Raw genomic sequence first — 23,843 nt, 5'->3', positions numbered from 1 at the left:
TTATATTAAAAAACTTAAATTGAATTAATTTTAACATTCAATTAAACATTTGTTTAACAAAAAATGATTATTGTCCCACATTAAGACAGGACATTGAAATTATAGTGTGAAATTTTGCCACATTCCCTATATTTGCACCGTAAATTACAAAAAAAATGTCAGAAAAAAGATTAATTACCGCCGCACTTCCATACGCTAACGGACCTGTTCATATTGGCCATCTCGCAGGTGTATATATTCCCGCCGATGTTTATGCAAGATTCGAGCGCAGAATGGGCAAAGAGGTCGCTTTTATATGCGGCTCCGATGAGCACGGTATTCCAATTACCATCCGAGCAAAAAAAGAAGGCGTGTCGCCCCAAGATATTGTAGATCAATACCACGGAATTATAAAAAAATCATTTGCAGATTTAGGTATTTCTTTCGATGAATATTCCAGAACAACCTCACCAAAACACCGTGAAGTTTCACAAGATTTCTTTACAATTTTATATGATAAAGGAAAATTTACCGAAGAAATTTCTGAACAATATTTTGATGAAGAAGCCGGAGAATTCTTAGCAGATCGATATATTGTTGGAACTTGCCCAAATTGTGGCAATGAAAACGCATACGGTGACCAATGTGAAAATTGTGGCTCTACCCTTTCACCATCAGAATTAATAAATCCGCGCTCTATGTTGAGCGGAAATAGCCCTATTTTAAAAGAAACAAAAAACTGGTATTTACCTTTAAATGACTACGAAGATTTTTTAAATAAATGGATTATAGAAGGCCATAAAGACGATTGGAAATCCAATGTTTATGGGCAAGTAAAATCTTGGTTAAATGAAGGTTTAAAACCTCGTGCAATGACGCGAGATTTAAATTGGGGCGTTCCTGTTCCACTGCCAAATGCCGAAGGAAAAGTACTTTACGTTTGGTTTGATGCGCCAATTGGCTACATTTCTTTCACTCAAGAATGGGCAGAAAAAAATGGAAAAAACTGGAAAGATTATTGGCAAAGTGATGATTCTGAAATCATACATTTTATTGGGAAAGACAATATTGTTTTTCATTGCATTATTTTTCCATCAATGATGAAAGCCTATGGCGATTATAAAATGCCTAAAAATGTACCCGCTTTTGAATTTTTAAATCTTGAAAACGATAAAATTTCCACCTCTAGAAATTGGGCTGTTTGGGCAAATGAATATGTAGAAGAATTTCCTGGGCAACAAGATGTTTTGCGTTACGCATTGCTTTCTTCGGCGCCAGAAACAAAAGATAATAACTTCACTTGGAAAGATTTTCAAACCAAAAATAATTCTGAATTAGTGGGAATTTTTGGGAATTTTATCAACCGTGTAGTGGTTTTAATTAATAAATATTACGACGGCATAATTCCTTCAGGAAACGAAAATGCCACGGAATTAAATGAAATTTCTAAATCTGCAAAAGAAGTAAATACTTTTTTAACCAAATTTGAATTTAGAAATGCTTTGTCTGCAATGATGAATTTAGCACGTTTCGGAAACCAATATTTACAGATTGAAGAGCCTTGGAAAAGCATTAAAACCGATCCAGAAAAAGCAGCAAATTCTTTATTCGTTGCTGCACAAATCGCCGCAGGATTAGCCCAAATTTGTGAACCATTTTTACCGTTTAGTTCAGAAAAATTAATGAAAATGTTTAATTCTGAAAAACTAACTTGGCAAGAAATTGAAAGCGAAAAAGTGCTTTTAAAAACAGGACATAAAATAAATGAAGCCTCGCTTTTATTTTCTAAAATAGAAGATGAAACCATTGAATTTCAAATTCAGAAATTAGAAGCGACCAAACAAAATAACAAGAAAACAAACATTAACGCAAAACCGATGAAAGAGGAAATTCAATTTGATGATTTTACTAAAATAGACCTAAGAACAGCGACGATTTTAACTGCAGAAAAAGTAGAAAAAGCAGACAAATTATTAAAATTTTCTGTCGATACTGGAATTGATGTAAGAACCGTGGTTTCGGGTGTTGCGGAAAGTTTCACACCCGAAGAATGCGTTGGGAAACAGGTGATGATTTTGGCCAATCTTGCACCGAGAAAAATCCGTGGGATAGAATCTCAAGGCATGTTGCTTTTAACTACAAAAGAAGACGGAAAATTAGCATTTGTATCGCCAGAAGTTAAGGTAGAAAACGGAATAGAAATAGGATAAAATAATGAATTCATCCAAAAAAAATTCTGTTTTAAAATCTCTTGCAAAATTATTGCGAGAAAATTCTGCAAATATTATTTCTGAAAATAAGAAAGATCTAGAACTTTGTGACAGAAGAGATTTAGCACTTTTTGACAGGCTAAAAATAGATGAAAGTAAAGTAAAAAGCATGATTGCTTGCGTAGAAAATGCCATGAATGAAGAAGATAATGTTGGCAAAACACTCTACAAATTTCAGCATGAAAATGGTTTGCAAATTGAAAACAGGATTGTCCCTTTTGGCAAAATTTTCATCATTTATGAATCTCGCCCAGATGTAACGATTGAAGCGTCTGTAATGGCTTTTAAATCTGGAAATAAGATTATTCTGAAAGGTGGAAAAGAAGCTTTACACAGTAATTTATTTTTAGTAAAACTTTGGCATAAAGCATTAATTTCAAATAATATTTCAGAAGATTTTGTGATTTATTTGGATGTAAGCCGAGAAAAAATTCAAGAAATTATTTCTGAAAACACTTATAAAGCAGATTTAATAATACCAAGAGGCGGCGATGTTTTGATTGATTTTGTAAAGAAAAATTCAAATATTCCTGTTTTAGTAAGCGGTAGAGGAAACAATTTTTTGTTAATAGATCAAGAAGCAGATTTTGAAATGGCAAAATCCATCATTCTCAACGGAAAATCTAGAATAAGCGTTTGCAACGCTTTAGACAAGATAATTGTAGATGAAAAATTGCCTAATCTGAAAGAAAAATTAATAGAATTAATTGCATTTTTACAAGAAAATAAGTTGAAAGTTTTTGGTTTTGGAAGTTTTAAAAATTTTAATTTAGATTTAGAAATCATTGAAGATGTTTCTATTTTAAAAGAAGAATTTTTATCTCACAAAATTGTAATTTTATTGAGTGATTCACTAGAAAATTCCATAGAAATTATTAATGAAAATTCGGGCGGTCATTCTGCAGTTATTGTCACAAAAAATAAAGAAACCGCGCTAAAATTTCAAAATGAGGTAGATTGTGGCGCCGTTTACCACAATGCTTCCACAAGATTTACGGATGGCGGAGAATTTGGTTTAAGTGGAGAAATTGCAATTAGTACGCAAAAATTACATTTTAGAGGACCATTGGGAATCCATCAACTTACCACTAATAAATGGTTTATTTCCGGTGACGGACAAATCAGGTAACATGAAAAAAAAAATTGTTGTGAAAATTGGTTCTTCCACTTTAACAGCGGGAACAAACCGAATATCTTTTGGCAAAATTGAAGATTTAGCAAGACAAATTACCAAGTTGCAAAAGGAATATGATATCATCATAGTATCATCTGGTGCCATAGCAACCGCAAGGCAAATTATTGATATTAAAGGTTATAAATCTACCATTAGTAAACAGGCCTTATCTGCAATCGGGCAGCCAAAATTAATGAAAATTTATGATGAAGTTTTTAGCAGTTTTGGTCTGCAAGTAGCACAATGTTTGCTAACTTATCACGATTTTAAAAAGGAAATTACCAAAGAAAACACAAAAAATACCATAAATGCGCTTTTAGATTTTGGTGTAATCCCGATTATTAATGAAAATGATACGGTCTCGGCAGAAGAAATTATTTTAGGTGATAATGATAAACTTTCTGCGCTAGTTGCAGAAATTTTAGGCGCAAAAACTTTAATCTTAGCATCAGATATTGATGGTGTTTTCGATAAAAACCCGCATTTGCATACGGACGCAAAATTAATACGAACCATTAAAAACTTATCTGAAATAGAAAATTATATAGAAGAAAAACCATCAGACTTAGGAACAGGCGGCATGACTTCTAAAATAAAAGCAGCCGAAATTTGCTTTGAAAACCACATTGAAATGTATATTGTAAACGGAAATCGCTCCAATTTTATAGAAGATTGTATAGCAGGAAAAATTCTTTGCACTAAATTTTCAAATAATAATTAGTTATGAAAAAAATAGATTCACTTTTCGCAGAATATGCAGAAAGCCACCAAAATCCAAAAAACAAAACCATCCACTGGATTTGCGTGCCGTTAATTTTCTTTAGTATTTTAGGTTTTATTTCATTGATTCCATCGCCGCATATTTTGATAAAATATTACGGTTTTATAAGTGTTGTGAGTTTATTAGCAATCGCTTTGGTAAGTATTTTTTATTTCAGATTGTCTTGGAAGATTGCTGCAATTATGATTTTCATAATGTTGCTTTTTGAACATTTTATTTACTACATCAATATTTCTTTGCCCTCTTCTTGGCTCGTTTTTGTAATAATTTTTATTCTTTCTTGGATTGGTCAATTTTATGGTCACAAAATAGAAGGTAAAAAACCAAGTTTTTTGAAGGATTTACAATTTTTATTAATTGGTCCGATTTGGCTTTTAAGTTTTATTTTAAAAAAGTGGAATATTAAATATTAAAATACAAAACAAATAAAAGTCTTATATTAGGATAATTTAAACAAAAAAAAGTGCTGAAATATCAACACTTTTATTTAATTTAAAACAATTTAAGATCGGATCCATTTAAACTGATATTCTAAATCTGGCGTCGAAATTCGTTCGGTTATCTTTTGCAATCTAGAAGGCAGCTTCATTAAATATTCTTGTGCTTTTTGTGCTTTTTCCGTTAAATTAGTTAAATGTTCAATTTTCCATTCAGTTAGTAAATCGGCTAAAATATCGATGTAATCTTGGCCTGTGTAAACCATACAACGTTGCGCTGCATCAGAAAAATGACCCCAAAGTTCACCCGCTTGTTGCCCAGATTCGCGCATTAAATGTGCAGGCATCACTATTTTTTTTCGCATCATATCTTCAAAAGCCAGAAGCATTTCAGAAGGATCAAGTTCTAAAATTCTCGTTACAAAATTTTTATAGGCTTTTGCGTGTCTTGCTTCATCTGCTGCAATCATACCGCACATTTGGGCTAATTTTTTATTGCCAGATTGTTTCGCAAAAGTCCCTACTCTTCGGTGGGAAACATTTGTAGCAGTTTCCTGAAAACTTGTATAAATAAAATTTCTGTAAGGATCCATCGTAGTACCAATATCTAAACCATCTTGAATTAAATATTGAGTGGTAATCTCCACTTCACGCATATTAACTCGCCCACAGAGGTATAGATATTTATTGAGTAAATCTCCATGTCTGTTTTCTTCAGCCGTCCAATGTCTTATCCAACTCGCCCAACCTGATCCTGCTTCTTCCTGATTAACGCCATCTATACCCATTAACCAAGATTCATAAGTTGGTAATGCTTCTTCGGTAATTGTGTCTCCAATTAAGGTTACAAATAAGTCGTAAGGCATTTCCTGTGCTAAACTTTGTAATTCTTCCAAATCATATCTAAAACTATCAGAGGTTGGATCTGGCAAATAATCTGATGGTTGCCATATTTTTTCTGTCGGCGTAAGGTAAGACGCTTTAAAGTTTTCCACTTCCTTGCCTAAACCTTTCATTACTTCTAACCTCACTAATTTATTATACATTTCTATTTTTTAAGGATTTGCAAAATTAAGACTTTAAATGTTATTTAAAGCATAGTATTTATTATTTCTTACTAAAACTGACGAAAATTGGCTTTTTAATATTATGATACCAAAACATCACCTGTCATTATTTCAGGAATGTCAATATTCATCACTTTCAAAATTGTGGGTGCAACATCGCCCAATTTTCCTGGTTTTAAATTCCAAGTATGGTCTTTATCCATCACGATAAATGGAACCAAATTGGTTGAGTGTTGTGTATTCGGGCTTCCATCTTCATTTATCATAAAATCGCTGTTGCCGTGATCTGCTAAAATAAAAACAGCATACCCATGCTCATAAGCGGCTGTTGCTACTTTCTGAATACAAGAATCCACAACTTCCGCGGCTTTTACAGCGGCTGAAAAAACGCCTGTGTGTCCCACCATATCTGTGTTTGCAAAATTTAAACAAATAAAATCGGCACTTTGATTTTCTATTTCGGGAAGTATTTTTTCTGTAATATCATACGCCGACATTTCGGGTTTAAAATCATAAGTTGGGACATCTTTTGGGCTTGGACAAAGGATTCTACTTTCGCCTTTAAACTGTGCTTCTCGCCCACCTGAAAAGAAAAAAGTAACATGCGGATATTTTTCAGTTTCAGCAACTCGAATTTGGGTTTTGTTATTTTTTTCTAAAATTTCGCCCATAGTTTCCGTCAAAACATTTTCATCAAAAACAACGTTTACATTTTTAAAATCTTTTTCATAATTGGTCATCGTTACGTAATACAAATCCAATTTATGCATTCCAAAATCTGGGAAATTCTTTTGCGAAAGTACTTCTGTAATTTCACGGCCACGATCGGTTCGAAAATTAAAACAAAAAACAACGTCACCATTTTCAATTTTTGTGACAGGTAAATTGTTCTCGCCATCAATTATGATTGGTTTTATAAATTCATCTGTAATAGCTTCATCATAAGATTTTTGAATACTTTCTAATACATTATTAGTTTGAAGCCCTACTCCGTTTACCATCGCATCGTAGGCTAATTTTACGCGTTCCCAACGTTTATCACGATCCATCGCATAATATCTACCTACAACTGAAGCCAATTTCCCAGTCGTCGTTTTCATGTGATTTAAAAGTTCTGAAATAAAATCTTTCCCCGAATGCGGATCACAATCGCGACCATCTGTGAATGCGTGAACGAAAACATTTTTATCTAAACCAAATTCTGATGCAGCAGTAAGCAAACCTTTTAGGTGATTGATGTGCGAATGAACACCGCCATCTGAAACTAAACCGATAAAATGAATTTTTTTAGAATTTTCTTGGGCATATTTAAAGGCATCAACAATTACTTTTTCTTTTCCTAAAGTATTATTTTCTACCGCCATATTGAGTTTTACCAAATTTTGATAAACGACTCTTCCAGCACCCAAATTCATGTGGCCGACTTCAGAATTACCCATTTGGCCCTCTGGCAAACCAACGGCTGTTCCGCTCGCTTCAAGTGTGGTATTCGGAAAATTCTTTAAACAAGAATCTATAAATGGTGTATTTGCTTTTGCAATTGCTGAAACTTCAGGATTTAATCCCAAACCCCATCCATCAAGAATGGCAAGTATGGCTCTTTTTGACATTTTAAATATATTTTATTTAAACAAATTTACAAAATTGAAAACGGTAATAATAAGATTTAGTGAGAAATTTAGTAACTAATAACAAGAAATCTAAATGATTTTTGATTTTATTCTCTCGTAGGTTTTTCAAATGACGAAGATATATGTGCAATTAAAAAAAATCAGAAATAAGTCTGCTTAATCAACAAACATATTTTTTTAAATTTAATGAAAAATTCCATTCAAAAGCATCGCGCAAATACCGACAAAAAGCCATAATCTGAGAAGATTTAAAGTCAGAAATTTTGAATTTTTAAAATTTCGAAGTAATAGATAAATACAAAAAATAAAAACAAAAAGTCCGGCAGCGAAATAATAAGACCAAATATTGTCTAATCCATTGTGAATAATAATTTTCATTGAAACTAAAATATTAACAATAATGAGAAATATCACATTTGTAACAGCCACTTTAGTACCGAAAATATTTGGAATGGTAGAATAGCCAAAAACTTTATCGGCGTTCTTTGTTAAAGTATCTTTTAAAATATCTAAAATAAGTAGCGTAAAAAAGAGAAATAGCGCAGAAAAAACGATTTCTACGGAAAATGTGCGGTAATAAACCAAAATTCCAAAGAATGGATAGAGCGTTAAAGCAACGAAAGTGATATTATTTAAAAATAAAATTTTGCTCAATTTATGGCTGTAAAACCACATCAAAAATTGATAAACCAAGAGAAAAATAAATATTCTAAAAGATAAAAGTGACGCAATCCCTAGTGATAATAAATTTAAAAAAAGGTAGGCGTAAAGAAAATATTTCTGTTTCAAAAAGTTTTGAATACGGCTGCGAAAGGGTTTTGTAAGGGTATCTTTTTCCTTATCATAAAATTGATTGATAATTCCGCCGGCTAGAATGCTAAAAAGTGAACTAAAAATTAAACCGTGAACTTTATAATCAAAAACAAAATTTCTAAAAGATTCGTCTCGATTAAAAAGAAAAAAAGCGGAAACGTAAAGTGCAAATGCCAAAAGTGCCGTTACGAATACTTTTGCGCCCAAAAGAAAGCCAAAAAACTGGGAAATTCTGTAGAAAAGACTTTTATTCAAAATATAGGATTTTAGAATTAAAACCTATAAATCACTTCTTTATCAAAACCTTGAAGCATTTTTTCTGCTTTTGGGTAATCTTTCGCAAACCCTAAAATATAACCGCCGCCGCCGCTGCCACAGAGTTTTAAGTAATAAGCGTTCGATTCTAAACCTTTTTTCCAGGCCATCCAAATATTTTCAGGAATCATTGGTTTGAAATGTTCGAATGCCCAAAAAGATAATTTTTTTAAATTTCTAAAGAAAGGATTCATCTCTTTTTTCAAAAAAGTATCGATACAAGCGTTGTTGTAGCGGATAAATTCTTCTTTTAATGTCTTGCGGAAACCTTCGTTTTTTAATTTTTCAAAGAAAATCTGAATCATCGGGCCAGTTTCGCCCACGGAACCAGAATCTATCAAGAAAATAGCGCCTTTGCCGGCTTCTTCTTTAGGAAACAAAACTTTATCTACATTGTCACGATTCTCAATCAGAATGGGCAAATTCATGTAACAAATCAAAGGATCAATCCCAGAACTTTTTCCGTGGAAATAACTTTCTAATTGTCCGAAAACGACTTTTAGATTCTTTAAACCGTCTTTGCTAATGCTTTCCAGCGTTCTTTTGATGATGGAATATTTTTCAAAAATAGCGGCAACCAAAGCGCCAGAACTTCCTACGCCGTAACCTTGCGGTATGTTAGAATCAAAAAACAAACCCTTAGAAATATCTTTTTTGAAAGAATTTAGGTTTAATTTAAAATCTTCTGGTAATTCTGTTTTTTCTAAATATTCTAAATATTTTTTTAAAGAAGAATTAGATTTTTTTTCAAACTCAGAATCGAGGTCGGAAAACTTCAAAGTACCTTTATAAAAACTATAAGGAACCGTAAGACCTTGTGAGTCTTCTATAATTCCGTATTCTCCGAAGAGAAGAATTTTAGCGTAAAATAAAGGATTCGTCATATAATGTTGTTTCCGTTGCAAAGATACGAAATATGTGGGGAATTAATGATTTTTTCATATCATTCATCTAAAATATGAATTTTCTAATAAAATTTTCCTTCTATTTAAAATAATTTTTCAAGAAGTCTTTTGCTTCAATTTTAAATGAGTCATAAAGTTTTTTAAATTCAGCACACTTATCAATAATATTTGGATTTGTTTCTTTAAACATTCCTGCTTTTTTACCTAAAAATTCAATCCATCCATTATAATGATGAAATAATTCATTTTTTGAACCTTCCACATTTGGAAGTAAAATTTCTAAAAAAGCATATTCCTTTGTTTGGAATGAATTATTCATTACCAATATTTTTTTTAGTTTTTCTGATTTCAATAATGGTAAAAATACTGGATATTCTGTTTTATTATTTATTCCTCCTAAAGAAAGAATTTCAAGGTTTGGTAAATGTTTAATAAATTCAAAATCATCAATTGGTTGATTCCAATCAAGAGTTCCATCAATTCTAATATATTTTAAACTTTCAATATCGTTTAATCCACTAAAATCTGATACTTTTCTTAAGTTTTCAAAATGTAAAGATTTTAATTTTTTAAGATTCTTAAGTGGTGAAAGGTCTGAAAAACCCGAAACATATTCAAATACAATTTCTTCCAAATTCAAAAGATTTGAAATAAAATCAATATTCTTTGGTCTTGCGTGCGTAATTCTTAATCTTTTTAAACATTGTAAATTACGAATATATTCAATTTGCTCTTTTGTAGGTTCGTGTAAAGTTAATTCTTCGAGGTTTGGAAAATCAGAAATTTGTTTCCAACTAATTGAATCCTTTCCAATTGTGATAATTTTTACGGAATTCTTATCTCTAATTTCATCAATAAGATAATATTTGTATCTATCTCTATTTGGAATTATTGACCAATAATTATCTTCACGAAATAAAAAATCTCCAAAATGATGTTTCATTAAATAATGTCTGTTTAAATTTTAATTATGTTTAATTAAAAATACAAACTACTCCAAAACCTCTCTTTTCGTCTTCAAAAATCGAATCAAAACCAAACCAATCGCAAAGAAACCCGACATCCCAATAAATGCATAATGCATATTGTGAAATTTCTGAATAACAACGCCAAAAATTAAAGAACCCAAAATAATGGCTATTTTTTCTAAAACATCATAAAAACTAAAATAAGTCGTGTTATCCATAGAATCTTCTGGCAATAATTTAGAATATGTTGAACGCGACATCGCTTGCAAACCACCCATTACCAAACCAATAAAACCAGCCAAAACGTAAAACTGCAATTCTACTCTTGGGTTTTCTTTGTTTAAAAAATAAGCAGAAAGACAGCAAACAATCCAGATGAAAACCGCAATACTAATCACGTTTTTATTGCCAATCATTTTAGATAATTTAGAAAATGCCAAAGCACCGAAAATCGCAACAATTTGTATCACTAAAATGGTGATGATTAATTTGTACTGGTCTTCTTCTCGAGTGAAAATCTCTGATGTTCCAAATAAAGTTGCCATTAAAAAAATGGTTTGCATTCCTACACTGTAAAAGAAAAAAGAAGACAGAAAAAACTTTAAATTTCTATTTTTAAATAAATCATTTCCAACTTTAAATAATTCACGGAAACTTTCTTTTGCGATGTCAGTATAAAATGCAATATTGTCTTTAAAAACTTCAAAAAAACCGCCGTGTTCTTCATGCTTTTTAAAGATATTTTTATAATTCAAAAGCACTAAATCTTTTGGCAAATTATCTTTAATTAAACCAAATTGCGGCAAATGTTTGAACGTATATTGTGAAAAACCAAACCACCAAGCGCCAGTTAATAAGAAGGTAATTCTAGTATATATGGCGGTTTCGTGAGGTGTTTTAGCAACCACTTGAATCAATAATAAGCAAATAACTAATAAAATCACGGAACCAATATAGCCGTAAACATAACCTTTTGCAGACAAAGCATCTTGCTTATCTGGCGTTGCGATATCGGGCAAAAAGGAATTATAAAACACCAAACTTCCCCAAAAACCAACACTTGCTGTAACGCTAAATAATAATCCTAAAAACACATTATTAATGCTCGTAAACATCGCCAGACCCATGCAAGAAGTCGCGCCGAGATAACAGAAAAATTGTAAAAAAGATTTTTTATTTCCAATCGTGTCTGCTAGAGAGGATAAAATTGGCGAAATAATTACAACGATTAAAAACGATAAAGTTAAAGAAAAACTGAATAAAGCCGCGGGTTCATAGGCGGTTCCCATAATTTTTATCATGTGCGGAACTGGGACTTCTTTCCACAAACCAGAACTCGCAATAAATTCTTTTTTCTTATAAGCCGTTGTAAGTGTGCTGTAATAAATCGGGAAAATAGTGGATGTAATTACAAGCGAATAAACGGAATTTGCCCAATCATAAAGCGCCCACGCGTTCATTATTTTCGGGTTATTTTTTATTTGTTTTTCCAATGGTTTAGTTTATTTTTAAATCAATAAATCAGAATTCAGACAAATATAGAAGATTTGTTTGAATTCTGATTTAATTTTTTATTAATGATTGGTTAAATTTATCGGTTTTGGTTAGACGCAAAGGCGCGAAATTTGAACAAAAATGCTTTATAACAAGGCGCAAAGTTAATTACGAAAAAAATAATATGACGTCATATAAACTTTTGAAAAGCAATATTTACTTTGCGCCTTAAATATTCTCAAAGAAAAAATTTTGCGGCTTTGCGTTAAAAAAATATTTACATCAACTCGATGACCATTGCAGAAGCGCCTCCGCCGCCATTGCAAATTGCTGCAGCACCGATTTTGCCATTGTTTTGTTTTAAAACATTAATCAAAGAAACCAAAATTCTTGAACCAGAATTTCCCAGCGGATGCCCGAGTGCAACTGCGCCACCATTCACATTTACTTTTGCCGGATCTAATCCTAAAATTTTAATATTGGCCAAACCAACAACTGAAAAAGCTTCGTTTAGTTCAAAAAAATCGACATCAGAAATTTTCAAATTTGCTTTTGCTAACGCTTTTGGAAGTGCTTTTGAGGGTGCTGTGGTAAAAAATTCTGGCTCGTGCGCTGCATCTGCATAAGAAATAATTTTTGCCAAAGGTTTTAAATTTAGAGCATCCATTTTTTCTCTAGACATTAAAACCAAAGCCGAGGCACCATCATTAATGGGCGAAGCATTTGCAGCAGTTACGGTTCCATTTTCTTTTTGGAAAACTGGCGACAAAGAAGGAATTTTTTCAAAATTTACCTTTTTAAATTCTTCATCCTCGCTAAAAATAATTGGTTCACCTTTTCTTTGTGGAATTTCTACGGAAACAATTTCATCTTTAAATTTTCCATCTTCCGATGCTTTTGCCACACGTTTATAAGATTCGATTGCGAAATTATCTTGATCTTCTCGGGTGAAATGATAATCTTTTGCACACAATTCTGCGCAATTTCCCATGTGTTGTTTGCTGTAAACGTCGGTTAATCCATCTCGAAGAATTCCGTCCAATACTTTTATATCGCCTAATTTTATGCCATTTCTGCCATCTAAATAATGTGGGGTTTTTGACATATTTTCCATTCCGCCAGCCACTATGACTTCTGCATCGCCACATTTTATGGATTGTGCTGCAAACATTACGGCTTTCATCCCAGAAGCACAAACTTTATTAATAGTTGTTGCAGGCGTAGAATCATTTAAACCCGCTCCCATTGCGGCTTGGCGAGCAGGCGCTTGCCCAACATTGGCTTGCAATACATTTCCCATATACACTTCCTGAACTTCTTCAGGACTTAAATTTATTTTACCTAAAGCACCTTTTATTGCGATAGAACCTAATTTTGTAGCTGGAATTCCTGCTAAACTCCCCAGAAAACTTCCGATTGGTGTTCGCACTGCGGAAACGATAAATACTTCTTTCATATCTTAAAATTGATTATTGATTGCTGATGGATGATTTTAAATCCATCTGTTTTACTATTTTTTCTTTATTAACTACTTCTTTCCTTTTTTCGGAATTTACTCCAAAAAAATATTATTTATTTGGTCTCTTTTTTATTTTTTAAAATTAAAAGTAAAATTGCCCCAGAAAATTCTAAAAACCAACCCCAACTTAATTTTACGATGCCCGCAAAAGATTCTTGCCAAGATTTAAAGGGCAAAAAACTGAAATAATCCAAAGATTTGAATTTCACAGCGACTATTGTAAAAGCAAACAAAATAAGCAGAATTATGGCGGCAACTCTCACTAAATTTATTTTGTCAAAAACTATTCCTAAAAAAGCGATGGCAGAAAATCCCCAAACTGAATAGGCGAGATTAGAATCTATTTTAAAATAATTCCAATTGCCAATAATTGGGATGTGAACCAATGGCAGGAAACTTCCTGCTACAACCAGAAACAAGGCGACAAACTGACTAATTTTCATGTTAAAATCTCTTTCGCCAAAGTACAAAAAAAACGCATTTTAAAAAAATGCGCTTTAATCAACTATTTATGAAAAATCTAAAAATTGATACTTGATAAATCAATTCCTATTTGGATTGCGTTTTTATTCGGTAAATCAGCATGACTATTGAAAATTGATGTAAAATCTTTTTTAATGAAAATATTAAATCCGCCATAACTTATGCTTAATTTGCCGCCAAAAAGAAAAGGATTTACGCCATAATCTAGAGTATAATCATATTTTTGGAATTTGCCGTTTACGTCGTGGTATTTTACTTTTACAATGCTTCTAGTATTTACACCTGCATAAACTCCGACACCAATTCTGAATTGTTTTTTTGTAGCATCTAAATATTTCACATCTTCAAAATTGGTGTATTTTGGGTTCAAAACAAACTGAAATTCTACAGGTAAAGTGATATAAACATTGCGCAATTTTGAACGTTTCAAATTGCCATCTGCATAATCTTGAAGAAAAAGTCTATCATTATTTTGAACAAAAACTTGTGGTCTTTTTGGCATATAAGTATCGCTTCTGTAAGCCAAACCGTATCTTATAAAAACTGGACTTTCAAAGCCTCCAACTTGTCTTTCGTGTCTTGCTTGGATTTCAAAACTGTGGGAATTACCGATTCTCATTTCAGAATCTGTCTCAAATGGATTAAAACTTCCTGAATTCTTTGTTAGATTTAAAAACGCATAGGAAACTGATAAATCATTATTTTTTAAAAGATTTTTGGGTGTTTTTTGAGTATTTGAATTAATAGAAATTACAGAATTTTTTTCAGAACTTGCAAACAGTTTATTATTTTCTGTAATTATATAATCGTCTTTTATCACTGCTTTTTTCACAGCATTTTTAGTAATTTCATCTAAAGAATTTCGTTCAGCATTTACTTTTTCGTTAATGCTTTTCTCGTATTTTTCTGCAATGGCGTTACTCTGCATTATTTTTTGATCTTCCGTTAAAGTTCCATTGGCGAAATTTTGGTCAACAATATCTAATTCTTTGTTCATTTTCACTTTTTCAGAAGTGACAATGCTATCAACTTTTTGAGTGTAATTTTTAACTTGCATTTCTAAAGTTTGCGTGTTTTGAGCGTAAAAATTGAGCGAGATTGATAAGCCCAAAATTAGTAATAGTTTGGTTTTCATTGTTTTATATGTATTTTGATTATTTTTAATTTGAATCTACCGAATCCGAATAAACGGTAAAACCTAAAATTGTAACAGATTTGGGTTTTTTAATTCCATCGACATTTATAACACCTAATTTTTCTTTTTTCTGAATCGTTTCTTTGTTATTATTTCTATTCAGTTCGCGTGCGAAAAGCAATTCATCTGCTTTGATGTATTTTACATCTGCTATTTTCTGTGCATTTGGAATTTCCGGATTTAATATTAAATTTTGTTTCAATGCTAAATTTTTAATTGAATTTCCAGAATCAATTTTTATATTTTTAAAATTATTAGGAGATAATTTGGAACTTAGTTTTGGTTTTTCATCGTTTTTAAAAGTAACTTTTGCTAATTTTTTTTCCGAAATAATTGTTGCTGTTTCACTTTTAAATTGATTTCTTTCTTTAATTTTTTTTAAATCAATGGTTTCTTTTGCGGTAGTTTTTTCGACAATTTTGGTGTTCTTCGCTACATCGTTATTGAAATTTTCTTGCTTTTGATTCAAGTAAAAAACCGCACTAATTGTTAAAAATAGAAGTAAAGCCGCAGCAATTTTAATTAGATTAAATTGAGAAGCCGCTTTCGTACTTTCTTCATTTAATTCTTTATTCAATCGCTTCCAAACGTCATCCGAAGGTTTTACCGAAAGATTTTCGTAATCTTTTTTTAAAGTTTTCCAATTATTATTTTGCATCTTTTTCTTTTTTAAAATATTCTATAAGCCATTTTTTCGCCTTATTCAGTTGGCTTTTGCTCGTTCCTTCGTTGATATTTAAAATCTTTGAAATTTCTGAATGTTTTTTATTTTCAAAAATGAAAAGATTAAAAACCAGTTTATAGCCAATCGGCATTTCTGCAAAAATTTCTTCTATATTAATGTCAATAAATTGGTTTTCATTTAATTCTTCCTCTTTTTCATTTTCCAAATTTTCAAAATCATCATTAAAATAAAGTAAATTTTTATTTTTTCTAATAAAATCAATCGAATTGTTGATGACAATTTTTCTTAACCAAAAAGGGAAACTTTCCGCCGTTTTGCAATCATTAATTTTAGTGAAAGCAATAAAAAAAGAGTTCATCAATACATCTTCTGCATCGTAAATATTTCCTACGTAAGAATTTGCAATTGCCAACATTTTGCCCGAAAATGCTTCATAAAGCGATTTTTGCGCTTTAGAATCTTGTTTTTTTGCGAGTTGGAAACTATGTAGTAAATCTTTTGTCATTGTCTTCTAATTATAAGACTTGAAAAATTAAAAAAGGTTGCCTCAAAATAAAAAAAATTACACTAAAAAAGTGTAATTTTCTATAAATAATTGATTTCTTGTTAGTTAATTTAATGAGTCACCTTTTCAATTAATTCTGGATTATGCTTATGTTTAAACATTATTGCAAAAAGAATGGCAATAACTAATGCGTAACCTGAAAAAGTGAGCCAGATTTCGTGCCACATTTTGTCGCCATTTGCTAGTGTAAAATATTCCGTAATGAGGTATCCACTTAGCAAACTTCCCATGATTGCACCAAAACCGTTAGTCATCATCATAAATAAACCTTGCACTGAAGACCGAATTTTATAATCTGTCGTTGTTTCAACGAAAAGTGAACCAGAAATATTAAAAAAATCGAAAGCCATGCCATAAACAACATTTGACAAAAGTATAAGGACCAAACCAAAGCCTGCGGGTGCGCCAAATGAGAAAAAGCCGAAGCGTAAAACCCAAGCAAACATAGAAATAAGCATTACTTTTTTTATTCCAAATTTGTGGAGAAAAAATGGGATAGCCAATATAAATAAGGTTTCAGAAATTTGTGAAATAGACATGATGATAGTGGATCGCGTCACTATGAAACTTTCCGCATAAGCCGGAATTTTACCAAAATCTGATAAAAAAGTATCGCCATACATATTGGTTAATTGCAAAGCAGCACCAAGAAACATTGAGAATAAAAAGAACAATGCCATTTTATAGTCTTTAAATAAAGAAAAAGCGTTTAATCCTAATTTTTCTGATAAAGAAGCATTCTTCGGTATATTATTTTGAGGCGGACATTTTGGTAAAGTAAAAGCGAAAATCCCAAGTGCAAAGGCAATTGCAGCAGCGATATAAAACTGATTTCCTGAAGCTTTATTGCCCGTCAGATTTGTAATCCACATAGCAACGATGAAGCCAATTGTGCCCCAAACTCTAATTGGTGGAAAGACTTTCACTACATCATAATTGTTATTTTTTAAAATATAATAGGCAATAGAGTTTGATAGCGAAATTGTAGGCATATAAAATAACATTGCAACAAGCATTACGTAAAAGAAATTTTCTGGTGTAACAATGTTTGGTAAAAAAAGTAGTGTAATGCCATAGCAAATATGCAAAATACCATATAACTTTTCTGCATTAATCCATCTATCTGCTATGATTCCTGTAAGTGCGGGCATTATAATAGATGCAATGCCTAAGGTTGCAAAGACTTTTCCGAAATCTTCACCACTCCAATGTTTGCTTCCAAACCAATAAACACCAATTGTAATCAACCAAGCGCCCCAAACAAAAAATTGCAGAAAACTTAGAACCGTGAGTTTTAATTTTATATTCATCTTATAATTAATCTATTTTTTTGTTGCGTCTTTTAATCTCTTGTTGAATTTCTAAAGCGGCATCGAAATCTTCATCTTTCACCGCAGATTCTAAAAGATTTGCAAGATCCTCATTGCTTAAATCTTTCAATGAGCTAGTTTCACTTTCCGTTTCTGTGAATTGTTGTTCTGCTGCTGGTGGAAGGTCTAAATCTAATAAAATCCCCGCTTCACTCAAAACTTGCTCGGTGGTATAAATTGGTGCTTCGAAACGCACAGCCATTGCTACAGCATCAGAAGTTCGGGCATCTAAAATCAATTCTTCTTCACTTTTTGTATGCTTAAAATTTAAGTTTGAGAAAAATACGCCATCAATAATCTGGTAGATCACGACTGAATTTAATGCATAACCAGATAATTTTGCAAATTTTGCAAATAAGTCGTGCGTTAAAGGTCGTGGTGGATGGATGTCTTTTTCTAAACCTAATGATATCGCTTGAGCCTCAAAATTCCCAATTACGACAGGTAATTTCACGGCTGTTTCTTCATGTTCTAATAGCAAGGCATAAGCGCCAGATTGGGTTTGGCTGTAAGAAATTCCTCTGATGATTAATCTTTTGTAATCCATAACTACAAATATAATTTAATTTTTAGATAAGGTTTTAAATTTTTGAAAAATTTATTTTGGTTTACATTTTTTATTAATACTAAAAATTTGTAACCTTATTACTTTTTTAAACGTATAATATAATAGGACTCAAAAAATGAGCAATATAATATGAGACAATTAAAAATTACGAAACAGGTTACCAACAGGGAAACCGCATCATTGGATAAATATTTACAAGAAATCGGCAAAGTAGATTTAATCACAGCCGATGAAGAAGTAAATTTAGCGCAGAAAATTCGTGCAGGTGATACCATCGCCTTAAATAAATTAATTAAAGCCAATCTTCGTTTCGTGGTTTCGGTTTCTAAACAATACCAAAACCAAGGTCTTTCTCTTCCCGATTTAATTAATGAAGGAAATTTGGGCTTAATGAAAGCTGCCAAAAGATATGATGAAACAAGAGGTTTTAAATTTATTTCTTACGCTGTTTGGTGGATTCGTCAATCCATTTTGCAGGCTTTAGCAGAGCAATCTAGAATTGTGCGTTTGCCTTTAAATAAAATTGGCTCAATCAATAAAATCAACAAAGCTTATGCTCATTTGGAGCAACAAAACGAAAGACCACCTTCACCAGAAGAATTAGCGGAAGTTTTGGATATGAGCGAAGAAGACATCAAAGAATCTATGAAAAATTCTGGCCGCCATTTATCGATGGATGCGCCGTTGGTGGAAGGTGAAGATTCTAATTTGTATGATGTTTTGCGTTCTGGAGAATCGCCAAGTCCGGATAAAGATTTAATGCTTGAATCTCTCCAAATTGAAATAGAAAGAGCATTGCAAACTTTAACGCCGCGTGAGGCAGATTTGGTTCGTCTTTATTTTGGTTTAAATGGGAAACATCCGATGACTTTAGAAGAAATCGGTGAAACTTTTGATCTAACAAGAGAACGCGTTCGCCAGATTAAAGAAAAAGCCATAAAACGTTTGAAACACAATACCAGAAGCAAGATTTTAAAATCTTATTTGGGTAAATAGATCTTTATTTAAAGATTAAATTATTAAAAGATTAAAAAATCAGGGTTTAAATTACTTTGATTTTTTAATCTTTTTTTGATTACATTGCTCCAATATTCCAGCGAAATTTTTTAATATTTTACAATGAAATTCACAAAAAGAAATAAAAAATGGGCTATAATTTCATTTTTCCTAATCCTACTTCTTGCTTTTGCGCTCTATCCTATTCCACCTCAAAAACCAATTAATTATATCGACAGAAAAAGTGGTGAAATAAAAACTGAAAAAATTGCGGGCGAAAAATGGCTGGTTTGGTTGTATTATAACCCAATTGGTGAAGCCACTTTATGGTCTTTAGCAAAAAGAAAAATCACTTCATCAATTTATGGCAATATGATGGATTCTCCCAATTCTGTAAAAAAAATAAAGCCTTTTGTGAATGAATTTAACATTGATTTCTCTATTGCCCAAAAACAAAATTTTAAAAGTTTCAACGATTTTTTTACCAGAAAATTAAAACCTGAAGCACGCCCAATTGATACAGCAAAAAATGTTGTAGTTTCACCTGCAGACGGAAAAATTTTGGCTTATGCAGATATTAGCCGATCAGATTTTTATATAAAAGGTTACCGCTTTAATGTTTCTTCATTTTTAGAGAATCCAAATCTTGCGAAAAAATATGAGCATGCTTCTATGCTAATTGTTCGGCTTGCACCGCCAGATTATCACCGGTTTCATTTCCCAATCAGTGGAATTTCATCTTCCACAAAAAAAATTGCGGGTGATTATTACTCTGTAAATCCGCTAGCTTTACGGAAAAATGCTGAAATTTTTTGCCTAAATAAAAGAGAATATACCGTTATTTCTAATCCGAAATTTGGCCAGGTTACAATGGTTGAAGTTGGTGCAACAATGGTTGGCAGTATGATTCAGACTTTTACAGGGACATCCGTAAATAAAGGCGAGGAAAAAGGTTATTTTAAATTTGGTGGTTCTACGGTTGTGCTTTTATTTGAGAAAAATAAAATTGAAATTGATAAAGATTTTTTATTTGATACCAAAAAAGGCTTTGAAACAACGGTAAAAATGGGCGAAAAAATAGGAGTTTTAAAAACATAGAAATTTGAATTAAAATTTAGATTTAAAAACCAATCGCCAAAATTCTTTAATACAAATTTAAAAAAAATTGAGGTTCTTTTTAACTGTAAAATTTTTGCATTTTTGCGATTTACTATTCAAAACTCAACACAAAATCATCCACTTTTTTTAGATATTCGGCTTTTTTATCGTCTTCAGCAAAAGAATACTGGAAAGAGTTTTTCACCAATTCTACAATATCTTCTTTTGTCAGGTTCAGCGCTTTCTGAATTTGCAAGAAATTTTCATTAATATAACCTCCAAAATAAGCCGGATCATCAGAATTCACGGTTACTTTTACACCTTTATTCATTAATTTTTTCAAAGGATGATTGGATAAAATATCCACATTTCTCAATTCTAAATTCGATAATGGGCAAACCGTTAAAGCTAAATTTCTAGCATTAATTTCTTTTACTAAATCTTCATCTTGAAGGCAATTATTTCCGTGATCAATTCTTTTAACTTTCAGAATATCAATCGCTTCCCAAATATAATCTGCATTTCCTTCTTCGCCTGCGTGTGCAACTGGAACATAACCTTCTTTTACCGACGCTTCGTACACATTTTTAAATTTCGAAGGTGGATTTCCTTTTTCTGAAGAATCTAAACCAACCGATTTTATAAGATGTTTAAAAGGCAACGATTCTTGTAAAGTTTCAAACGCATCTTCTTCCGACAGATGACGCAAATAACTCATAATCAAAAGTGAATCTATACCATATTTTTCTTTTGCATCTTCTCTCGCTTTTTGAATTCCGTTGATCACAGTTTCAAAAGAAATGCCTCTTTTTGTGTGTGTTTGCGGGTCAAACATTATTTCTGTGAAAATCACATGATCTTCTTTACACGCTTTAAAATAAGCCATCGTCAAATCATAAAAATCTAATTCTGTGATGAGCACGCCTGCTCCGGTATAATAAATATCAAGAAAATCTTGAAGACAAGAAAATTTATAGGCTTTTTTTAATTCTTCTACCGAAGAATAGGGAATTTTGATGTTGTTTCTTTTGGCAATTTCAAACATTAATTCTGGCTGAAAACTTCCTTCGATATGAAGATGCAATTCGGCTTTTGGTATTTCTTTTATAAATTTTTCAATTGTCATAATTAATTTTTTTTTAAATTATTTCGTTCCTAAATTCTTTCGTACTCGGCTTAAACTTTCTGGCGTAATTCCCAAATAACTCGCGACCATCCATTGTGGCACGCGCTGAAAAACATTTGGATAAGTTTTAAGAAAATCTAAATAACGCTCTTCCGCAGTTGCGCCAAGTAATTGATTAATTCTTTTTTGCAACGCACGAATGTGATTGCTCATAAGTTTAAAATTATTCCCAGAAACTTCGGGATTATTTTTAAAAATATTAAAGAAAAAATCTTGCGGCAAAACTGCAACTTCGCTATTTTCAACAGCATCGATATAATAATGGGAACCTTCTTTAAAAATCTGGCTGGTTCTATCCGCAATAATCCAAGATTCTGGTGCAAATTGGATAATGTGCTCTTTGCCGTTTTTATCTATTGAAAACATCCGGAGAAGCCCTTTTTCTACAAAAAAAGTATCATTGCAAGTTTCGCCTTCTTGAAGCAAAAACTCGCCTTTTTCAATTTTCTTTTCACTATAAAATTGCTTACAAACATTTGTATTTTGTGCCGGAACGGCCAAAACATTTTCCAAATATGACTGAAAATTTTCCAAGTTAAAACATAGATTTTAAAACATCGTGAAAATCTATACTGTTGTGTGAAGCGCTATATTTCACTTCGCCATTTTTTATTAAAATCGCTTGTGGGCTTTGATGCGTCACATCTAAATCATTCGCCATTAAATTTGAAATCGGGCGAAAATGGAGCAAATCTAAATAATATAAATCTACTTTATCTTTATCATCAGATTGACTAATTTGCTTTTCTAAATTTTTTTTAATCGTTTTGCTGATGAAGCAAGTGGTAGAATGTTTAAAAAATAAAACAGGTTTTTCAAAAGAATGATTCACCGCTTCCCTGTATTCTTCTACGCTTTCTAATTCTTGCCAAGAAGTTTGTTCGTATTCATTTTCATCATTTCCACCAAATAACTGATCAAAAAAGCCCATAGTTTTTATTTTTAATTTTAATGCTCTAAAATAAGAAAATTTGAATTAAATCTTTAGAATTTATTTTTTAGAAGCCATGTTTAACATTAGATTTATTAAACTTAATTATTTTCTTACCAGTTTTTCTCTTTAATAACGGTTTCAATATGTGCAAAATGATGCTTACAATGCCAAGAATAATGAACTAATTGCTCTTTTAGCGTAATTTTTTTATTTTGTTCTGGATGAAAAAAAGTATCCTCAAACTCTCTATTTGTAAGAGATTTCAGTTCATAAGCCCATCTTTTGTGCAAACCTTCCAAGATTTTCAAAGACGCATCAATATCCATACTAAAACTATCTTGCAACTCCGCCCATTTTGCTTCGTCATAGCCTTTTATTATAGGATTTTCTTCTGTTAAAGCAAGTTTAAAACGCACAAAAGCATTCATGTGGCTATCTGCAATATGATGGATTAATTGTCTGATTTTCCAACCATTTTTTCTATACGGCGTATCTAATTGTTCATCGGAAAGGTTTTCCACTAATTTTTTTAATTTTTTAGGAAAATTTTTTATCGTTTTAATATGAATAGTGATGTCTTGATCAGAAATGTTTTCTGGAAGTTGAAATTTTCCGATTGGATATTTTTGTTGTTCTAAATTGTCCATATTATTTAATGTTTTTGTCCATTTGGCAGATTCGTTTTTATGGCAAATATTTTGAGAATTCTCTAGTGTAAATTTAGAGAAATTTACTTTAAATCTTATATCTTTAAAAAAAATAGAAACGTATGAAAAAAGCCCTAATTATAGTAGATGTTCAAAATGATTTTTGTGAAAATGGCGCTTTAGCTGTTCCAGAAGCCAATTCTATCATTCCCTATATTAATTTATTAATGGAAGAAAATGAATACGAGCAAATTGTTTTGACGCAAGATTGGCATCCGCAAAATCATAAAAGTTTCGCCAGCAATAATTCTCAAAAAGTAGGCGACACTATTATTTTAAATGGAATTCCGCAGTTTATGTGGCCAGATCACTGCGTTCAAGGTACTTTTGGCGCAGAATTTCATAAAGATTTGAACCGTGAAAAAGTAACGCACATCATCCAAAAAGGAAAAAATACGGAATTCGACAGTTATAGCGGATTTCAAGATAACAACCATTTTATGAAAACTGGTTTGGCAGATTTTTTAAAATACCACGACATTCAATTGGTGGAAATTGTAGGTTTAGCTTTAGATTATTGTGTGAAATTTACGTGTTTAGACGCGGCTAAAGAAGGTTTTATCACTTGTCTTCATTTCAATGGCACAAAAGCCGTAAACGTAAAACCTGACAGTGGAAAAAATGCCATTTATGAAATGCTGGAAAACGGTGTGACAATTCTTGGTTGATTTAATCCCAATTTCCTTTAACCACAAAGATTTTT

General features: G+C 31.7%; 24 protein-coding genes. 7 read left to right on the top strand and 17 right to left on the bottom strand.

The window, feature by feature from the left end:
• Positions 1 to 155 precede the first annotated feature (155 nt).
• From metG to C4S29_RS02065, 4 genes are read left to right on the top strand one after another with little or no spacing between them, the layout of a single operon-like run.
• Positions 156 to 2,189, top strand: coding sequence for a methionine--tRNA ligase (gene metG, locus C4S29_RS02080; protein WP_103912466.1), 2,034 nt, complete (start codon positions 156 to 158; stop codon positions 2,187 to 2,189).
• 4 nt (positions 2,190 to 2,193) lie between these two features.
• Entirely contained in the window at positions 2,194 to 3,378 is a 1,185-nt protein-coding gene (locus tag C4S29_RS02075) for a glutamate-5-semialdehyde dehydrogenase (RefSeq protein WP_103912465.1), read from the top strand.
• Position 3,379: 1 nt separating this feature from the next.
• Complete coding sequence (gene proB, locus C4S29_RS02070) at positions 3,380 to 4,144, top strand: glutamate 5-kinase (RefSeq protein ID WP_103912464.1); 765 nt, start codon at positions 3,380 to 3,382, stop codon at positions 4,142 to 4,144.
• 2 nt (positions 4,145 to 4,146) lie between these two features.
• Positions 4,147 to 4,617 carry an Mpo1 family 2-hydroxy fatty acid dioxygenase gene (locus tag C4S29_RS02065; RefSeq protein ID WP_103912463.1) on the top strand — a complete coding sequence of 157 codons (471 nt, stop codon included), beginning with the start codon at positions 4,147 to 4,149 and terminating at the stop codon, positions 4,615 to 4,617.
• 89 nt (positions 4,618 to 4,706) lie between these two features.
• Here the strand turns inward: C4S29_RS02065 and C4S29_RS02060 are convergent, their stop codons facing one another.
• The 13 genes from C4S29_RS02060 to C4S29_RS02000 form a co-directional block, all read right to left on the bottom strand.
• On the bottom strand, positions 4,707 to 5,687 hold the full coding sequence (locus C4S29_RS02060; RefSeq protein ID WP_103912462.1) for an acyl-ACP desaturase: 981 nt from the start codon (positions 5,685 to 5,687) through the stop codon (positions 4,707 to 4,709).
• A gap of 101 nt (positions 5,688 to 5,788) precedes the next feature.
• Complete coding sequence (gene gpmI, locus C4S29_RS02055) at positions 5,789 to 7,318, bottom strand: 2,3-bisphosphoglycerate-independent phosphoglycerate mutase (RefSeq protein ID WP_103912461.1); 1,530 nt, start codon at positions 7,316 to 7,318, stop codon at positions 5,789 to 5,791.
• A gap of 204 nt (positions 7,319 to 7,522) precedes the next feature.
• Positions 7,523 to 8,407 (bottom strand): UbiA family prenyltransferase, encoded by an 885-nt coding sequence (locus C4S29_RS02050; protein WP_103912460.1) that lies wholly within the window; start codon positions 8,405 to 8,407, stop codon positions 7,523 to 7,525.
• A gap of 17 nt (positions 8,408 to 8,424) precedes the next feature.
• Complete coding sequence (locus C4S29_RS02045) at positions 8,425 to 9,351, bottom strand: mevalonate kinase family protein (RefSeq protein WP_103912459.1); 927 nt, start codon at positions 9,349 to 9,351, stop codon at positions 8,425 to 8,427.
• A gap of 100 nt (positions 9,352 to 9,451) precedes the next feature.
• Entirely contained in the window at positions 9,452 to 10,315 is an 864-nt protein-coding gene (locus C4S29_RS02040) for a hypothetical protein (protein WP_103912458.1), read from the bottom strand.
• A 48-nt stretch (positions 10,316 to 10,363) separates the two neighbouring features.
• The gene (locus tag C4S29_RS02035) at positions 10,364 to 11,800 is read right to left on the bottom strand and encodes an MFS transporter (RefSeq protein WP_103913013.1); all 1,437 of its coding nucleotides are present in this window, start codon (positions 11,798 to 11,800) and stop codon (positions 10,364 to 10,366) included.
• 311 nt (positions 11,801 to 12,111) lie between these two features.
• Positions 12,112 to 13,290 carry an acetyl-CoA C-acyltransferase gene (locus C4S29_RS02030; RefSeq protein WP_103912457.1) on the bottom strand — a complete coding sequence of 393 codons (1,179 nt, stop codon included), beginning with the start codon at positions 13,288 to 13,290 and terminating at the stop codon, positions 12,112 to 12,114.
• 116 nt (positions 13,291 to 13,406) lie between these two features.
• Positions 13,407 to 13,823, bottom strand: coding sequence for a hypothetical protein (locus tag C4S29_RS02025; RefSeq protein WP_233740463.1), 417 nt, complete (start codon positions 13,821 to 13,823; stop codon positions 13,407 to 13,409).
• 50 nt (positions 13,824 to 13,873) lie between these two features.
• Positions 13,874 to 14,971: a porin family protein gene (locus C4S29_RS02020; RefSeq protein WP_103912455.1), complete on the bottom strand. Its 1,098-nt coding sequence runs from the start codon at positions 14,969 to 14,971 to the stop codon at positions 13,874 to 13,876.
• Positions 14,972 to 14,996: 25 nt separating this feature from the next.
• Positions 14,997 to 15,689, bottom strand: coding sequence for a hypothetical protein (locus C4S29_RS02015; RefSeq protein ID WP_103912454.1), 693 nt, complete (start codon positions 15,687 to 15,689; stop codon positions 14,997 to 14,999).
• A complete protein-coding gene (locus C4S29_RS02010) occupies positions 15,679 to 16,221 on the bottom strand; it encodes an RNA polymerase sigma factor (protein ID WP_103912453.1) in 543 nt (180 codons plus the stop codon). Before C4S29_RS02010 ends, C4S29_RS02015 begins: the two co-directional genes overlap by 11 nt.
• A gap of 110 nt (positions 16,222 to 16,331) precedes the next feature.
• Positions 16,332 to 17,591, bottom strand: a complete 1,260-nt coding sequence (locus tag C4S29_RS02005) for a nucleoside permease (protein WP_103912452.1) — start codon at positions 17,589 to 17,591, stop codon at positions 16,332 to 16,334.
• Between the two features lie 7 nt (positions 17,592 to 17,598).
• Complete coding sequence (locus tag C4S29_RS02000; protein WP_103912451.1) at positions 17,599 to 18,198, bottom strand: bifunctional nuclease family protein; 600 nt, start codon at positions 18,196 to 18,198, stop codon at positions 17,599 to 17,601.
• A gap of 150 nt (positions 18,199 to 18,348) precedes the next feature.
• Between C4S29_RS02000 and C4S29_RS01995 the strand changes: the two genes are divergently transcribed.
• Entirely contained in the window at positions 18,349 to 19,215 is an 867-nt protein-coding gene (locus C4S29_RS01995) for a sigma-70 family RNA polymerase sigma factor (RefSeq protein WP_090078757.1), read from the top strand.
• Positions 19,216 to 19,338: 123 nt separating this feature from the next.
• Positions 19,339 to 20,313 carry a phosphatidylserine decarboxylase gene (locus tag C4S29_RS01990; RefSeq protein WP_103912450.1) on the top strand — a complete coding sequence of 325 codons (975 nt, stop codon included), beginning with the start codon at positions 19,339 to 19,341 and terminating at the stop codon, positions 20,311 to 20,313.
• A gap of 112 nt (positions 20,314 to 20,425) precedes the next feature.
• On the opposite strand, the gene C4S29_RS01985 is transcribed toward C4S29_RS01990, so the two are convergent.
• The 4 genes from C4S29_RS01985 to C4S29_RS01970 all read right to left on the bottom strand — a co-directional run bounded on the left by C4S29_RS01985 (position 20,426) and on the right by C4S29_RS01970 (position 23,080).
• Positions 20,426 to 21,439 carry an adenosine deaminase gene (locus C4S29_RS01985; RefSeq protein ID WP_103912449.1) on the bottom strand — a complete coding sequence of 338 codons (1,014 nt, stop codon included), beginning with the start codon at positions 21,437 to 21,439 and terminating at the stop codon, positions 20,426 to 20,428.
• Between the two features lie 18 nt (positions 21,440 to 21,457).
• The gene (locus C4S29_RS01980) at positions 21,458 to 22,033 is read right to left on the bottom strand and encodes a Crp/Fnr family transcriptional regulator (protein WP_103912448.1); all 576 of its coding nucleotides are present in this window, start codon (positions 22,031 to 22,033) and stop codon (positions 21,458 to 21,460) included.
• Position 22,034: 1 nt separating this feature from the next.
• Complete coding sequence (gene ytxJ, locus C4S29_RS01975) at positions 22,035 to 22,430, bottom strand: bacillithiol system redox-active protein YtxJ (protein ID WP_103912447.1); 396 nt, start codon at positions 22,428 to 22,430, stop codon at positions 22,035 to 22,037.
• A gap of 113 nt (positions 22,431 to 22,543) precedes the next feature.
• A complete protein-coding gene (locus C4S29_RS01970) occupies positions 22,544 to 23,080 on the bottom strand; it encodes a YfiT family bacillithiol transferase (RefSeq protein ID WP_103912446.1) in 537 nt (178 codons plus the stop codon).
• A gap of 122 nt (positions 23,081 to 23,202) precedes the next feature.
• Here C4S29_RS01970 and pncA point away from each other — a divergent pair, with 122 nt between their 5' ends.
• On the top strand, positions 23,203 to 23,808 hold the full coding sequence (gene pncA, locus C4S29_RS01965) for a bifunctional nicotinamidase/pyrazinamidase (RefSeq protein WP_103912445.1): 606 nt from the start codon (positions 23,203 to 23,205) through the stop codon (positions 23,806 to 23,808).
• The last annotated feature ends 35 nt before the right edge of the window (positions 23,809 to 23,843 follow it).

This window comes from Halpernia humi (assembly GCF_900108025.1).
Classification (GTDB): Bacteria; Bacteroidota; Bacteroidia; order Flavobacteriales; family Weeksellaceae; genus Halpernia; species Halpernia humi.
Note: the sequence above shows the minus strand (reverse complement) of the source record. Positions and strands in the feature narration are given on the sequence as shown.